The 14,164-nt window shown below is 72.9% G+C and carries 13 protein-coding genes and 1 pseudogene; 11 read left to right on the top strand and 3 right to left on the bottom strand.

The window, feature by feature from the left end; all coding sequences use genetic code 11:
- The 4 genes and pseudogenes from BMY61_RS40040 to BMY61_RS40025 form a co-directional block, all read left to right on the top strand.
- Window positions 1-291 (top strand): annotated as a pseudogene (locus BMY61_RS40040) (flavodoxin-dependent (E)-4-hydroxy-3-methylbut-2-enyl-diphosphate synthase); the annotation flags it as partial.
- Window positions 292-419: 128 nt separating this feature from the next.
- A complete protein-coding gene (locus BMY61_RS40035; protein WP_425314738.1) occupies window positions 420-1,268 on the top strand; it encodes a GNAT family N-acetyltransferase in 849 nt (282 codons plus the stop codon).
- 182 nt (window positions 1,269-1,450) lie between these two features.
- Entirely contained in the window at window positions 1,451-3,316 is a 1,866-nt protein-coding gene (locus BMY61_RS46805; RefSeq protein ID WP_063773412.1) for a hypothetical protein, read from the top strand.
- A gap of 90 nt (window positions 3,317-3,406) precedes the next feature.
- The gene (locus BMY61_RS40025; RefSeq protein ID WP_082015683.1) at window positions 3,407-4,003 is read left to right on the top strand and encodes a GNAT family N-acetyltransferase; all 597 of its coding nucleotides are present in this window, start codon (window positions 3,407-3,409) and stop codon (window positions 4,001-4,003) included.
- Here the strand turns inward: BMY61_RS40025 and BMY61_RS40020 are convergent.
- The 3 genes from BMY61_RS40020 to BMY61_RS48165 form a co-directional block, all read right to left on the bottom strand.
- Window positions 3,933-4,520, bottom strand: coding sequence for a hypothetical protein (locus BMY61_RS40020; RefSeq protein WP_042460542.1), 588 nt, complete (start codon window positions 4,518-4,520; stop codon window positions 3,933-3,935). The genes BMY61_RS40025 and BMY61_RS40020 overlap by 71 nt on opposite strands.
- A 46-nt stretch (window positions 4,521-4,566) precedes the next feature.
- Entirely contained in the window at window positions 4,567-5,493 is a 927-nt protein-coding gene (locus tag BMY61_RS40015) for an aminoglycoside phosphotransferase family protein (protein ID WP_042460540.1), read from the bottom strand.
- A gap of 175 nt (window positions 5,494-5,668) precedes the next feature.
- Complete coding sequence (locus BMY61_RS48165) at window positions 5,669-6,631, bottom strand: ferritin-like domain-containing protein (protein ID WP_143094757.1); 963 nt, start codon at window positions 6,629-6,631, stop codon at window positions 5,669-5,671.
- A 153-nt stretch (window positions 6,632-6,784) separates the two neighbouring features.
- On the opposite strand from BMY61_RS48165, the gene rimP reads away from it, so the two are divergent.
- The 7 genes from rimP to BMY61_RS39975 all read left to right on the top strand — a co-directional run bounded on the left by rimP (window position 6,785) and on the right by BMY61_RS39975 (window position 14,152).
- Window positions 6,785-7,327 carry a ribosome maturation factor RimP gene (rimP, locus tag BMY61_RS40005; protein WP_042460537.1) on the top strand — a complete coding sequence of 181 codons (543 nt, stop codon included), beginning with the start codon at window positions 6,785-6,787 and terminating at the stop codon, window positions 7,325-7,327.
- A gap of 34 nt (window positions 7,328-7,361) precedes the next feature.
- Complete coding sequence (gene nusA, locus BMY61_RS40000) at window positions 7,362-8,369, top strand: transcription termination factor NusA (RefSeq protein ID WP_042460535.1); 1,008 nt, start codon at window positions 7,362-7,364, stop codon at window positions 8,367-8,369.
- A gap of 88 nt (window positions 8,370-8,457) precedes the next feature.
- Window positions 8,458-8,736, top strand: coding sequence for a YlxR family protein (locus tag BMY61_RS39995; protein WP_042460572.1), 279 nt, complete (start codon window positions 8,458-8,460; stop codon window positions 8,734-8,736).
- Between the two features lie 151 nt (window positions 8,737-8,887).
- A complete protein-coding gene (gene infB / locus BMY61_RS39990) occupies window positions 8,888-11,962 on the top strand; it encodes a translation initiation factor IF-2 (RefSeq protein WP_075004244.1) in 3,075 nt (1,024 codons plus the stop codon).
- A 245-nt stretch (window positions 11,963-12,207) separates the two neighbouring features.
- Complete coding sequence (locus tag BMY61_RS39985; RefSeq protein ID WP_042461286.1) at window positions 12,208-12,504, top strand: DUF503 domain-containing protein; 297 nt, start codon at window positions 12,208-12,210, stop codon at window positions 12,502-12,504.
- Between the two features lie 77 nt (window positions 12,505-12,581).
- The gene (gene rbfA, locus BMY61_RS39980; protein WP_042461289.1) at window positions 12,582-13,052 is read left to right on the top strand and encodes a 30S ribosome-binding factor RbfA; all 471 of its coding nucleotides are present in this window, start codon (window positions 12,582-12,584) and stop codon (window positions 13,050-13,052) included.
- Window positions 13,053-13,054: 2 nt separating this feature from the next.
- Entirely contained in the window at window positions 13,055-14,152 is a 1,098-nt protein-coding gene (locus tag BMY61_RS39975; protein WP_236656687.1) for a DHH family phosphoesterase, read from the top strand.
- Window positions 14,153-14,164 lie beyond the last annotated feature (12 nt).

Below are 14,164 nucleotides of genomic sequence, written 5' to 3'. Positions count from 1 at the left end.
GTGTACAAGCTCGCGGAGGAGGTCACCGCCGGGCTCGAGGGCATGGAGGTGCCGCTGCGCGTCGCCGTGATGGGCTGCGTCGTGAACGGCCCGGGCGAGGCCCGGGAGGCCGATCTCGGTGTCGCGTCCGGCAACGGCAAGGGCCAGATCTTCGTCAAGGGCGAGGTCATCAAGACCGTGCCGGAGTCGAAGATCGTGGAGACCCTGATCGAGGAGGCCCTCAAGCTGGCCGAGCAGATGCAGGAGGCCGGTGTCGAGTCCGGCACCCCCACCGTCGTCGCCGCCGAGTAGGACCACCAGCCGACCTGGGGTTGACGTGACCCGGACCTCCGGGCCACCGTCGATCCCAGGTCGGTCTTTTGTCACGCCTTGGTTCAGGGGGTCACCAGGGCCGCATGAGGAGATAGGGTGCCCCCGTGTTGAGCAGTTCTGTGGCGACCACGCGTGTGCTGACGCCTGCGGACCTGCCGGCCGCGCTCGAGGTGCTGGACCGCAACCCGATCGAGAACGCCTTCGTGGCGGCCCGGGTCGCCGTGGCCGGACTCGATGCCTGGCGGCTCGGCGGCGAGATGTGGGGGTTCTTCGAGCACGGCCGCTTGGAGGCGCTGTGCTACTCCGGCGCCAACCTGGTGCCGCTGAGCACGTCCCCCGCGGCCGTCCAGGCCTTCGCCGACCGCGCGCGTAAGCAGGGGCGACGCTGCTCCTCCATCGTCGGCCCCGCCGAGGCCATCGCCGAGTTGTGGTCGCTGCTGGAGCCTCACTGGGGCTCTGCCCGTGAGGTCCGCGCCCGCCAGCCCCTGATGGCCACCTGGGAGCCCTCGCGCGAGATCGCCCCCGACCCGCGGGTGCGGCGGGTGCGCCGCGACGAGATGGACCTGCTGCTGCCGGCCTGCGTCGCCATGTTCACCGAGGAGGTCGGTGTCTCGCCGCTGGCCGGCGACGGTGGCCTGCTCTACCGCGCCCGCGTCGCGGAACTGGTCACCAGCGGCCGCGCGTTCGCCCGCTTCGAGGGCGACAAGGTGGTCTTCAAGGCCGAGATCGGTGCGGCGACCGAGCGCGCCTGCCAGATCCAGGGCGTCTGGGTGGCCCCGGAGTTCCGCGGGCGCGGCCACAGCGAGAGCGGCATGGCGACCGTCGTCGACGCGGCGCTGCGCGAGGTGGCCCCCGTCGTCAGCCTCTACGTGAACGACTACAACGCCGTCGCACGCGCGGCCTACCGTCGGGTGGGGTTCACCGAAATCGGTGCGTTCATGAGCGTGCTGTTCTGAAAGACGCGCGTGATGTGAGCGTCGTGTGTGCACACGTGATGCTTGTGTGGCGATTGTCGTTTTGCCCCTCTCGTACGGGTGCGCGGCATGCATACACTCGCGCCGTCCTCGCCCCGTTCGACCGCGCGTGACCGTCCCCGTCCGCCGCCGTCCGCAGGGCGTCCCCGAAGGAAGGACGGCGCGTGTTATCCCACCGAAGCACCCGCTCGCGCGGCACCGCCCGCCGCCGTAGGCCCCGCCGCCGACTCCCCCTGCTGGCCGGCCTGCTCACCGCGCTGCTGGGCCTCGTCGCCCTCGTCGGCAGCGCTCTCGCGGTGACGGCGCCCGGCACCCCCGCCGCCGCCCAGCCGCCCGCCACCCCGAACCCGGACTGCACGCTCCGGGTCCCCGCCGCCCCGCTCACCGCCGCCGGGCTGGCGAGCCCCTACCAGCTGACCGCGACCGACGCGGCCAACGGTCCCTGCCACGAGGCCGATCCGGCCCAGTCCGCCTTCGTCCAGGCCACCGTGCTGGATCCGGCCACCGGCGCCGTCTCCGTCTACGACCCGCTGGTCGTCGACCGCGGCACCCGCCCCGCCCGAGCCCCGGTCGTGCCCAAGCTGCCGGCCCACGCCGTGGTCGGGATCTGGTTCGGCTTCAACGGCACCAACCTGACGCTGCGTGGGAACACCACCGCCGGGCGCTGCGTCAACGGCACCGGCGGGTCGGTCTTCGGTCAGTTCGCCTACTGCAACGCGCCCGCGTTCTTCTCGGCGGCACGAGGCGCGGAGCGCACCGGGCGGCTGAAGGTGCCCCCGCTCGGGGTCGGACGCGACGGCGCCCCCTGCCCCACCACCCGCGACTTCGGCATCGTCGACCAGGACCAGAGCGACAACGTCACCACCGCCTACCTGGCCACCCCCGGCGGTCGCACCGCGCAGCGCACCGCCGCGGCGACGCGGGCTCTCGGCCCCCAGGGCGCGGTGGCGCTGCTCAACGGCAGCGACAACCTGCTGCTCACCGCCTTTGTCGACCCCGCCCTCGGCTGCACCCCCTGGACCGCCCCCGATCAGGCCGACCCGGGCCACAGCGCCACCTCCCTGGCCCTCGACGAGCTCCAGGCCGCCGCCGACCAGGCTGCGCCGGTCGCCCTCGTGCCGCGCAACGACCCGATGGTCCTCGGCGCGGGCGGCCGGCAGAGCCGCACCAAGACCGACCTCTACCGGGTCGGCGTCGACCAACCCGGCCTGGGTCGCGGGACCGGCACGGACCCCGGTGACGGCCCCACCTACTGCACCCGCCTCGCCGCCGGCGCGGCGACCCGGCTCGCTGCGGACGCGCAGCTCTTCACCGCGTCCCCCTCGCCGACGGCCGGACAGAACCTGCAGGACTTCCTGAGCCAGCGGCTCACCGCGTCCCTGCAGAACCTGGGCTGTCCGCAGGCGGCTGCGCCGTCGACGTCGGCCTCGCCGTCGGGCGGTGCCACCGGCGCGCCGACGGCGCCCGGCATGCCCTCGGGCACGCCGACCGTGTCGAGCTCGGCCTCCGGCGCGGGCGCTGCCCCGTCGGACCCGGCCACCGGCATGGCGTCCGCTTCGGGCGCCGCTTCCGTCCCGGCCACGGCACCCGGGGGCGGCACGAACTCGGCCTCGCCGAAGTCGGTCCCGCCCGTGGGCGCGGGCACGCCCGCGGCGCAGGCCGCGGGCGGGGCAGGCGATCCGGTCGGCTCGGCCGTGGCCGGCAGTGGTGCGGGCGGTCGGACGGGCCCCGCTCCTGTCGGGCAGGCTTCCGGCGGAGCCGGAGCTCCGACCTTCGTCCCCGTCGGGGACGTGGTGCCCAGCCCCGTGCCGGTCGGTGAGGGGGCCACCGCCTCCGCGAGCGCCGGGACCGGCATGATCGGGACCGCCACCATGGTCGCGGCGCCGTCCGCCAAGGCGACGCCGACCCACGGGCGGCTGGCCGACACCGGGGCGAGCCCGCGGCTCTGGCCGTACGCCGGGCTGGCGCTGTCGTTGCTGCTGCTCGGCTGCGCGGCCCGGCTGCTGGCCGCCGGGGGCCGCAGGCACTGACCGGGGCCGACCCCCCGCGGGCCGGGTGGGCGCCGAGCGCCCGCCCGGCCCGCATGGTTGATCGTCCGTCGGAGGCGGTAGCGTCCGCATATGGACGAAGTCAGGATCGAGGCCGTCGACCTCGCCGAGTACGCCGCCGCCGCGCTGGACGTGCAGGCGGTGGCGTTCGGTCTGGGGCCGGAGGAGGTCGCGCTGCGCCTGCAGATCGTCCAGCGGCACGCCGACATCCCCGGCGTCCGTGCCTTCGGGGCGCTGCACGACGGCGTGCTCGTCGGCTTCGGCTACGGCATGCCCAACGACCGCACCCACTGGTGGAGCACCGTCATCGAGCCCTACCTCGCGGCGAACGGCCACGCCGCCTGGCTCGACCAGGCCTTCTCCGTGACCGAGTTGCACGTCCATCCCCGGTACCAGGGGATCGGACTGGGCCGGGCGCTGATCACCACCCTGTGCGCCGCGAGTGCGCTGCCGCGCAGCATCCTCTCCGCCGTGGACCGGGAGACCCCGGCCCGCGCGCTCTACCGCTCCCTCGGCTACCGGGACCTCGCCCGGCGCGTCATGTTCCCCAACACCCTGCTGCCCTACGCGGTGATGGGCGCGCCGCTGCCGCTGGCCGCTACCCGTCCCGGTGGTCGTCCGAACGGTGTTCCGCGGCCCGCTCCGCGTGCGCCCTTCGGGCCTCCTTGAGCTGCTCGGTGACCATCGAGAGCCGGAACAGCGCGAGCACCAGCCCCGCGGCCAGGAAACAGCCCAGCGGCCCGTAGACGATCACGTCGTACTGGCTGCGCATCCACAGGGTCAGCGCCGACAGCGCCGGCACGCCCAGCAGTGCCGCCAGGTACCACCGGCCCGGCGCCACCAGCGCCAGTGCGACGGCGAGCAGCGGGTACAGCAGGAACGCGTGCGGCAGCGCACCCGCGAGCAGCGCGGTCACCGGCACGAGCAGCGCCGCCAGCAGCAGCGGCAGCCGTGCGTGGTGCAGGCGCGGACGCAGCGCGGTCACCACCGTCGCGCAGTACAGCACCGCGAAGATGCCCAGCACCAGCAGGGCCAGCATCGGCCGGGGGTACTGGCCGTGCAGCACGTCGGAGTTGAGCGGGACGAGGGCCAGCAGCACCCAGGGCAGCAGCAGGTAGGGGCTGAAGCGCGGGGCCCGCTCGATCTCCTCGTCGGACAGACGGCGGCGGCGTGGCGGCTCTGCCACAGGTACATCACTCCGGGAACGCGGGAACGGACGAGCAGGGTCAGGGTCAGAGCATGGCGGCGAACTCGAGGAAGAGCGAGGCGTGCCGGGTGTCGCCCACGTCCAGGCTCCACAGGCCCGCCTCCACGGTGCGGAAGAGGGTCCAGCCGCGCAGCCGCTCGGGATCGACGGCCGCGTCGGCGGCGAGCCGCTGGAGCCGCCGCCGGGCGGCGGCCTCCGGGCCGGGGGAACCGGCCAGGGTGTCCAGCCGGTCCTGGGCCAGCCAGGCGAGATCGTAGGCGCGTTCGCCGACGAGCGGCTTGGGGTCGATCGCCAGCCAGGGCGAGCGCTCGGCGGCCAGCACGTTGCCGTGGTGGTAGTCGCCGTGCAGCAGCAGCCGCTCGTCGCGGGTGGTCGAGTCCTGCAGCATCCCGGCGGAGACGTCGAGCGCCTCGTCGACCAGCGGTCTCAGCTCGGCGGCGGCGGGCATCGTCCGACGGCGGGTCAGCACCTCCCGCAGCCCGCCGACGTAGTCGGCGACGGAGGTGAACGGGTGCGCCTCGGGCGGCGCGACCCAGAGCCGGCGCAGCGTGCCGAGGGCCTCCAGCATCGCCTTGCTCTCCGGCAGTGAGCGCAGCGAGACGTCTCCCTGCGCGCGCTCCAGCAGCATGGCGCCGTCCTGCGGCGCGCAGGCGTACATCCGCACGGCGCCGTGCCCGTCCCAGTGCGCGAGCGCGGCGTGCTCCTGCTCGCCCTCCGGATGCGGGTACCCCAGCTTGAGCGCGGCGGGCGAGCCGTCCGCGCGCCGCACGAGCAGCACGAGGCTGATCTGTCCGCCGGGCTCGCAGACGCGCTCCAGGGTCAGCTCCCACTGCGCGAGGTACGCCTCCGCGAGCCCCGGCAGCGCGTCGAGCCACGCCTGCCCGGACTCGGACGTCCAGCAGCGGACGGTCTCCTGGAGCCGTGCGGGAATGCTGATGGCCGGTGCCGTCATGCTCGCCCTTCGTCGTGATCGTTCAGCCCATTGTCGACCATGCGCCTGTGCAACCCCCAGGGGCGCGGGGAACTGCGCGAGAAGCCACCCTGGGCCTTGAGATCCCGAGCGGACAGGGCCATCCGCCTCGGGTGGGTTGCTCGCGCAGTTCCTCTTGCCCTGGAGGGGAGAGCACCTACAGGCCGGGAAGTGGGTCCGGGCCGGCGCCCCAGGTGAGGGCGCGAAGGGCGGCGAGGCGGAGTTCGGTGGCCGAGGCGGTGCGGAAGCTCTCTTCGCCGGCCTGGACCGCGTTCGCGTAGACCGCCGCGAGGCGGGACTCCAGAAGGGCCGCCAGGCGGGCCGCCGAGGAGGCGTCGGTGACGGCGAAGGGCAGGTCGTACGCGGCGGCGGCCGCGTGGGGGGACGCACCGGAGGTGGCGATCAGGGATTCCAGCGAGTCCCGGCGGGCGCGGTGCAGGGCATAGTCCGCGGTCGCCTGGACCCGGCGGCCGCCGGAGAGCTGCGCGCCGAGGACGCCGAAGCCGAAGACCGTCGCCTGTTCGGCACCCAGCGCCGCCTGCAGGGCGTCCAGCTCGGGTGCGGTGGGCCGCAGGCCGTCGAGGCCGGGGTCGGGGGCGGCGGGCAGGTGGCCGCCCAGCTGGGTGGCGCGTTGTGCCGCGCCCGCGCCGACGGAGGCGAGCAGCCGCGCCAGCGCGGGGGAGACCCCTTGCAGTTCCGTCGCGCACAGGGTCACGAGCCCGATCTCCCCGCTCGCCAACTCCCCGTCGCTCACTCCGGCGGCAGCGGCGGCAGCGGCGGACGCGGAGACGGAGGCAGCGGCAGACGCGGACGCGGAGGCGGACGCAGACGCGGACGCCGTCGGCGGTGCCGCGCTCCGTGCCACGCCGACCGCAGCGCCCTGCGCGGCCAGCCCGCTGCGCAGCTCACCGTGGGCGGACGTGGTGTCGTACCCGGCGAGCAGCGTCGTGATCGCGGCACCGACCCGCCGGCGGGCGGCCGTGTCGGGGTCCACCGGTGTCGGGCGCGGGCGGGAGCCGGCGTGCGCCGAGCCGGAGGCGCTGCCGCATGCGGTGAGCGTGCCGACAGCGGTGAGCAGCCCGGCCGTGAGCAGGCTGCGGCGGCGAAGGGAGGCGGCCATGAGCAGGGACGTTACCGTGTGAAGCAATCGTGTGCGCGGGCCCGGGAGATTTGTGCCGAATCGGCGGTGGGCGGGCCGACCGGTTAGGCTATGGGCGCACCTTTGCGTGACCAGACCTTCCGACAACAGCAGACGCGGCCGAGGAGTATTCGGATGAGCACCACCCTGAACGACCGGCTGCAGGAGCTGCTGGAGCCGCTCGCCGCCAAGGCGGGTGTGGACCTGGAGGAGGTCAAGGTCGCCCGTATCGGCGGCAGCCGGGTGCTGGAGGTCGTGGTCGACGCCGACGGCGGCGTGGACCTGGACACCGTGGCCGATCTGAGCCGCGAGTTCGGCGACGCCCTGGACGGCAGCGACCTGATGGGCGAGGCCGAGTACCGGCTCGAGGTCGGCTCCCCGGGTGCCGAGCGTCTGCTCACCCAGCCGCGCCACTGGCGTCGCGGGGCCACGCGTCTGGTGAAGACCCAGCTGACCGCCGGTGGCGAGCTCACCGGTCGGGTGCTGGAGTCGGACGACGAGGGCGTGCTCCTGGAGATCCCGCCGGTGAAGGGCCGTGGCAAGGCCACGGAGCGTCGTCTCGCCTTCACCGAGATCGCCAAGGCGCGCGTCCAGGTGGAGTTCAACCGCAAGGACTCCGCTGCCGAAGAAGAGATTGTGGACGACATCGAACTGGACGACGCCTCCGACGAGGCGTGAGTCCCTAACTTAAGAGAGAAGAGGAGGCGTAGCCATGGACATCGACATGAGCGCCCTGCGCGGTCTCGTCCGCGAGCGTGAGATCAACTTCGACCTGCTGGTCCAGGCGATCGAGTCGGCCCTCCTCATTGCGTACCACCGCACTGAGGGCTCGCGCAGCAAGGCGCGCGTGGAGCTGAACCGCGAGAACGGCCACGTCACCGTCTGGGCCACCGAGGACCCGGACGAGGTCGAGGAGGGGTCGACCCCCCGCGAGTTCGACGACACCCCGACCGGCTTCGGCCGGATCGCGGCGAGCACCGCCAAGCAGGTGATCCTGCAGCGTCTGCGCGACGCCGAGGACGAGACGACCTTCGGCGAGTACGCCGGCCGTGAGGGCGACATCGTCACCGGTGTGGTCCAGCAGGGCAAGGACCCGAAGAACATCCTGGTCGACATCGGCAAGATGGAGGCCATCCTGCCGCCGCAGGAGCAGGTGCCGACCGAGGAGTACAAGCACGGGCTGCGCCTGAAGTGCTACGTCGTCTCGGTGAAGAAGGGCGTGCGCGGTCCGTCCGTGACGCTCTCGCGCACGCACCCCAACCTGGTGAAGAAGCTCTTCGCCCTGGAGGTCCCGGAGATCGCCGACGGCAGCGTCGAGATCGCCGCCATCGCGCGTGAGGCCGGTCACCGCAGCAAGATCGCGGTCTGGACGAACAAGCAGGGCCTGAACGCCAAGGGCGCCTGCATCGGCCCGATGGGCCACCGGGTGCGCCAGGTCATGGGCGAGCTCATGGGCGAGAAGATCGACATCGTCGACTGGTCGGACGACCCGGCGGAGATGGTCGCCAACGCGTTGTCGCCCGCCCGAGTGACGAAGGTCGAGATCGTCGACTACGACACCCGTTCGGCCCGCGTCACCGTGCCGGACTACCAGCTCTCGCTGGCCATCGGCAAGGAGGGCCAGAACGCCCGCCTCGCCGCCCGGCTGACCGGCTGGCGGATCGACATCCGGCCCGACACCGAGGGCACGGAGACCGGCAGGGAAGGTTCCGACGCCTGACGGCGTTGATCAGGGAATGACGGCTCCGGAAGTCCGCGTGCGGATAAACCGGGTCGGAACGAAGACCATCAGAGGGGTAGACTTGGACGTGTCTGGCCGGACGCGTACCGCAGCATGCCCGGAACGCACATGCGTTGGGTGTCGGGAGCGAGCGGCCAAACACGATCTGCTGCGTGTCACGGCGGTCGAGGACGTTCTGGTCCCCGATCCTCGCGGCACGTCGCCCGGTCGGGGAGCGTATCTGCATCCCGAGCCGGGCTGCCTCGTGTCGGCCGTGCGCCGACGGGCGTTCCCGCGGGCGTTCCGCCGGCAGGGGCAGTTGGACACCGCCGAGCTCGAGCGGTTCCTCGAGGCGAAGGCTCGGTAACAGGGCTCAGCAAGCAGGCAAGTCAGGTAACAGGTACCTCGCGAAGTCGAAAGTAGGTCGAGATTGCGATGAGCACTCGATGAGTACGCGATGAGTACGGCATGAGGCAGTAGAGACGGTCCGGCGGAGAACCCGGACCAGAAGGAGCGAAGTGGCTAAGGTCCGGGTATACGAACTCGCCAAGGATCTGGGCGTTGAGAGCAAGGTCGTCATGGCCAAGCTCCAAGAGCTCGGTGAGTTCGTCCGTTCGGCGTCGTCGACCATCGAGGCGCCTGTTGTCCGCAAGCTCGAGCTTGCGTTCGGTGGCGGTTCCGCCGCCAAGTCCGCGCCGGCGAAGTCCGCCGCGCCCAAGCCGGCTGGTGCCGGCCCGAAGCCGGGTGCCCCGCGCCCGGCCGCACCCATGGCTCCCAAGCCGGGTGCTCCCAAGCCCGCCGCCGCGGCCCCCGCCGCGCCGGCTGCTGCACCGGCCGCGCCCGCGGCGCCGCGTCCCGCGGCCGCCACCCCGGGCCCGCGTCCGGCTGCTCCGCGTCCGGCCGCGCCGGCTGCGGAGTTCTCGGCCCCGGCCCCGGCGGCTGAGGCCCCCGCGGCTCCGGCCGCCCCGCGTCCGGCCGGCAACGCGCCGCGTCCGGGTGCCCCGCGTCCGGCTCAGCCGGGTGCTCGTCCGGCCGGTCCCCGTCCGGGCAACAACCCCTTCACGTCCAGCAACACCGGCATGGCCCGTCCGGGCGCGCCGCGTCCGGCCGGTCCGGGCGCCCGCGACGGCGGCCCCGGTGAGCGTGGCCCGCGTCCCGGTGGCGCTCCGCGTCCGGGTGCCCCGGGTGGCGCCCGCGACGAGCGTGCCCCGCGTCCGGCTCGCGACGGCGGCCCCGGTGAGCGCGGTCCGCGTCCCGGTGGCGCTCCGCGTCCGGGTGCCCCGGGTGGTGCCCGCGACGAGCGTGCCCCGCGTCCGGGCGGTGCTCCCGCTCCCGGTGGGATGCCGCGTCCGCAGGGCCCGCGTCCGACCCCGAGCGGCATGCCGCGCCCGAACCCGGGCATGATGCCGCAGCGTCCGGCCGGTCCGCGTCCGGGTGGTCCCGGTGCGCGTCCGGGTGGTCCGGGTGCCCGTCCGGGTGGCGGCGCCGGTGGCGCGCGTCCCGGCTTCCAGGGTCGTCCGGCCGGTCCGGGCTCCCGTCCGGCTGGTGGCGGCTTCGGCGGCCCCCGTCCGGGTGGCGGCGGCGGTGGCGGTGGCTTCGGTGCCCGTCCGGCGGGTGGCGGTGGCTTCGGCGGTCGTCCCGGTGGCCCGGGTGCCCGTGGCGGCACGCAGGGTGCCTTCGGCCGTGGCCCCGGTGGCCGTCCGGCCCGTGGCCGTAAGTCGAAGCGTGCGAAGCGCCAGGAGTACGAGGCCATGCAGGCCCCGTCCATCGGTGGCGTGATGCTGCCGAAGGGCCACGGCGAGACCGTGCGCCTTTCGCGTGGCGCGTCGCTGACGGACTTCGCGGACAAGATCAACGCCAACCCGGCCGCGCTCGTCTCCGTGATGTTCAACCTCGGCGAGATGGTCACCGCGACCCAGTCGGTCTCCGACGAGACGCTGCAGCTGCTCGCCGGCGAGATGGGCTTCACGCTCGAGATCGTCAGCCGTGACGACGAGGACCGCGAGCTGCTCGAGTCCTTCGACATCGACTTCGGCGAGAACGAGGGCGACGAGGACGACCTGCGTCCGCGTCCGCCGGTCGTGACCGTCATGGGTCACGTCGACCACGGTAAGACCCGCCTGCTCGACGCCATCCGCAAGACCAACGTGGTCGCGGGCGAGGCCGGTGGCATCACCCAGCACATCGGTGCCTACCAGGTCGTCACGGACGTCAACGGCGAGGAGCGTGCGATCACGTTCCTGGACACCCCGGGTCACGAGGCGTTCACCGCCATGCGTGCCCGTGGTGCCAAGTCCACCGACATCGCGATCCTGGTGGTCGCGGCCAACGACGGTGTCATGCCGCAGACGGTCGAGGCGCTCAACCACGCCAAGGCCGCCGGTGTCCCGATCGTCGTCGCGGTCAACAAGATCGACGTCGAGGGTGCGGACCCGGTCAAGGTCCGCGGTCAGCTGACCGAGTTCGGTCTGGTGGCCGAGGAGTACGGCGGCGACACCATGTTCGTCGACATCTCCGCCCGCCAGGGTCTGAACATCGACTCCCTGCTGGAGGCCGTGGTCCTGACCGCGGACGCCAGCCTGGACCTGCGCGCGAACCCGGAGCAGGACGCTCAGGGCATCGCGATCGAGGCCCACCTGGACAAGGGCCGCGGCGCCATGGCGACGCTGCTCGTCCAGCGCGGTACCCTCCGCGTCGGTGACTCGATCGTCGTCGGTGACAGCTACGGCCGCGTCCGCGCCATGCTCGACGAGAACGGCAACAACCTGCAGGAGGCCGGTCCCTCGCGTCCGGTCCTGCTGCTCGGTCTCACCTCCGTGCCCCGCGCCGGCGACAGCTTCATCGTCGTCGACGAGGACCGCACCGCCCGCCAGATCGCCGAGAAGCGCTCGGCCCGCGACCGCAACGCCATGTTCGCGCGTCGTCCGGTCCGCGTCTCGCTCGAGGACCTGGACAAGGCGATCGCCGCCGGCGGCATCCAGAACCTGAACCTCATCATCAAGGGTGACGTCTCCGGTTCCGTGGAGGCCCTGGAGGACGCGCTGCTCAAGCTGGACGTGGGCGAGGAGGTCGAGCTCCGCATCCTGCACCGCGGTGTGGGTGCGATCACCGAGTCCGACGTCGACCTGGCCATGGGCTCCGACGCGATCATCCTCGGCTTCAACGTCCGGGCGGAGGGTCGTGCCCGCACGGCCGCCGACCGCGAGGGCGTCGACATCCGCTACTACTCGGTCATCTACCAGGCGATCGAGGAGATCGAGGCGGCGCTCAAGGGCCTGCTCAAGCCGGAGTACGAGGAGGTGCGCCTCGGCTCCGCGGAGATCCGCGAGGTCTTCCGCTCCTCCAAGTTCGGCAACATCGCCGGTGTGCTGGTCCGCGAGGGCCTGCTGCGCCGCAACGCCAAGGCCCGCCTCATCCGCGACGGCAAGGTCGTGGCGGAGAACCTCACCATCGAGGGTCTGCGCCGCTTCAAGGACGACGCGACCGAGGTCCGCGAGGGCTTCGAGGCCGGTGTCACCCTGGGGTCGTTCAACGACATCAAGGTCGAGGACACCATCGAGACCTACGAGATGCGCGAGAAGCCGCGCTCGTAAGGCTCGTGAGGCCCTGAAGGGCGCGCCGAGTCGTAGCGCAGGGTGGGGGTCGCCGACCGAGGAACGAGGTCGGCGGCACCCGCCCGAAGCGGAGGCGAGGCAAAGCCCGCAATGTCTCTGAGGTAGAAGAGGGGGCCGGGAGACGGGAGCAATTCCGTCGACCGGCCCCCTCCTCGCTCGGTACGGTGAGGTCAGCAGTTCTCACCAGTCCCCGAGGCCTCACAGGTCGGCGTGACCTGTCACACATGTTCGTGGGAACACTTTCGTTCGATCTGCTTCTGGGTGATATTCACTCCCTCAAGGAGAAGCGGTCGATCGTCCGGCCCATCGTGGCCGAACTGCAGCGCAAGTACAGCGTGTGCGCTGCGGAGACCGGAAACCAGGATCTGCACCGCCGGGCCGAGATCGGCCTCGCGGTCGTTTCGGGCGAGGCGTCCTACGTCGTCGAGATCCTGGACAGCTGTGAGCGACTGGTGTCGGGGCGACCCGAGGTGCAGTTGCTGTCGGCGAGGCGCAGGCTTCGCGATGACGAGGACGAGTAGGACAATCGGACAGGGCGCCCCAAGGAGGGCGTCTGCGGGTACCGTTCCCACGGTGCCCACCAGCACGAGGAGGACCAGTGACCGACACCGCGAGGGCGCGCAAGCTCGCAGACCGCATCCGGGTGGTCGTCGCGGAGACGCTCCAGCGGCGGATCAAGGATCCCCGCCTCGGGTTCGTCACCATCACCGACGCCCGCGTGACCGGTGACCTGCGTGAGGCCACCGTCTTCTACACCGTCCACGGCGACGAGACCGAGCGCGAGGCCTCGGCCGCCGCGCTGGAGAGCGCCAAGGGCATCCTGCGCTCCACCGTCGGGCGCGAGACCGGGGTCCGGTTCACCCCGACCCTGACCTTCGTCATGGACGCCATCCCGGACACCGCCCGTCACCTGGACGACCTGCTCGTCAAGGCGGCGGCGCAGGACGCCGAGGTGCGCAGCGTCGCGGTCGGCAAGACCTTCGCCGGTGAGGCCGACCCGTACCGCAAGCCCGGCGAGCACGATGACGACGTCGACGGCGAGGCCGACGACGAGGCAGAGGACGAGTAGTCGTGCCCGGCCGGCCGGACCACGTGACCGGGACGCCCACCGCTGTGGTGGGCGTTCCGGTCCCCGGGTTGCCCGCTCCGCGCGCCGAGTTGCGGCGGCCGAGCGAGGCGGACTGGCAGGTGGTGCTCGACGCGATCGGCGCCGCCTCCTCCGTCGACCTGGTGGCCCATGTGATGCCCGACGGTGACGCGCTCGGCTCCGCGCTCGCGGTCGGCCTGGCGCTGCGGCAGCGCGGCGTCGACGTCCGCGTCTCCTTCGGTGACGACCCGCAGGTCGTACCGGCCTCGCTCTCCTTCCTGCCCGGCCAGGAGCTCATCGTCCCCGTCGCGGACGTGCCCGAACGGCCGGAGCTGATGATCAGCTTCGACGTCTCCGACGCGCGGCGGCTCGGCCTGCTGCTGGACAAGGCGCTGGCCGCCCGCGAGCTGGTCGTCGTCGACCATCACACCTCCAACGCCGGCTTCGGCACCCGCAGTCTGATCGACCCGCTGGCGCCCGCGACCGCCGTCCTGGTGGACGAGCTGCTGCGGCGCCTCGGCGTCCCGTTGGACGAGCCGATCGCCACCTGCCTGTACGCGGGCGTCGCCAGCGACACCGGCTCCTTCCGCTACTCGGCGACCACGCCGGCCACCCACGAGTTCGCCTCCCGCCTGCTGGCCGCGGGCGTCCGGCACGACACGATCTCCCGGCAGCTGTGGGACACGCAGTCCTTCGGCTTCCTCAAGGTCCTCGCCGCCGCGCTGGAGCGCGCCGAGCTGGAGCCCGCCGCCGCGGGCGGCCGCGGACTGGTGTGGACGTGGGTGCCCTGGGCCGACCTGCTCGCGCACGGCGTCCCGCCGGAGCAGATCGAGGGCCTGATCGACGTGGTCCGCAAGGCCGCCGAGGCCGAGGTCGCCCTGGTGCTCAAGGAGGACCCGGACGGCAGCCTGCGCGGCTCCTCGCGCGCCAAGGGCGCCGTGGACGTCGCCGCGGCCTGCGGCGCGCTCGGCGGCGGTGGCCACGCCTACGCGGCGGGCTTCACCTCCCACCTGGGCGTCCCGGCGACGGTGGCCGCCTTCCGCAGCGCGCTGGACGCGCTGCCCGTCCCACCCACTGACTGAAAGACGAAACCC

The organism is Streptacidiphilus jiangxiensis, from assembly GCF_900109465.1.
Lineage (GTDB): Bacteria > Actinomycetota > Actinomycetes > Streptomycetales > Streptomycetaceae > Streptacidiphilus > Streptacidiphilus jiangxiensis.
Note: the sequence above shows the minus strand (reverse complement) of the source record. Positions and strands in the feature narration are given on the sequence as shown.

Bases quoted from the DNA above. Each gene is read 5' to 3' on its own strand.
- BMY61_RS40015 (WP_042460540.1), bottom strand. From the start codon at position 5,493: ATGACGGCACCGGCCATCAGCATTCCCGCACGGCTCCAGGAGACCGTC.
- BMY61_RS39985 (WP_042461286.1), top strand. From the start codon at position 12,208: ATGTTCGTGGGAACACTTTCGTTCGATCTGCTTCTGGGTGATATTCAC.
- BMY61_RS48165 (WP_143094757.1), bottom strand. From the start codon at position 6,631: ATGGCCGCCTCCCTTCGCCGCCGCAGCCTGCTCACGGCCGGGCTGCTC.
- rimP (WP_042460537.1), top strand. From the start codon at position 6,785: ATGAGCACCACCCTGAACGACCGGCTGCAGGAGCTGCTGGAGCCGCTC.
- nusA (WP_042460535.1), top strand. From the start codon at position 7,362: ATGGACATCGACATGAGCGCCCTGCGCGGTCTCGTCCGCGAGCGTGAG.
- BMY61_RS40025 (WP_082015683.1), top strand. From the start codon at position 3,407: ATGGACGAAGTCAGGATCGAGGCCGTCGACCTCGCCGAGTACGCCGCC.